Source organism: Halostella sp. PRR32, from assembly GCF_034808085.1.
Classification (GTDB): domain Archaea; phylum Halobacteriota; class Halobacteria; order Halobacteriales; family Natronoarchaeaceae; genus Halostella; species Halostella pelagica.
In genome coordinates this window covers 1-261 of sequence record NZ_JAXHGL010000183.1, presented here as the reverse complement: position 1 = coordinate 261, position 261 = coordinate 1, and the positions used below count along the sequence as shown (strand labels likewise).

At 69.7% G+C, this 261-nt stretch carries 1 protein-coding gene; it reads left to right on the top strand.

What is annotated here, in order from left to right; all coding sequences use genetic code 11:
- Positions 1-239 (top strand): DUF424 domain-containing protein (locus SM753_RS20815; protein WP_323192955.1); only part of this gene is annotated, 239 nt, incomplete at its 5' end.
- Positions 240-261: the final 22 nt, after the last annotated feature.

Sequence of the window (261 nt, the reverse complement as noted above, 5' to 3'; positions counted from 1 at the left end):
CCCTCGGCGAGACGTACGACAACGGGCGCGCGACGATCACCGTCAGCGAGGAGTTCTACGGCGGCGACGACGCGGTCGAGGCGACCGCCGAGGAGGTCGTCGCGGGGCTGCAGCGCGCGCAGGTCGCGAACATCGTCGGCACTGAGGCCGTCGGCGTCGCCGTCGAGGCCGGGCTCGTCGACGAGGAGACCGTCCTGGAGTTCGACGAGACCCGACACGCACAACTGCTCTGGCTCTGAGGTGCGGGTATGAAGCGACTGA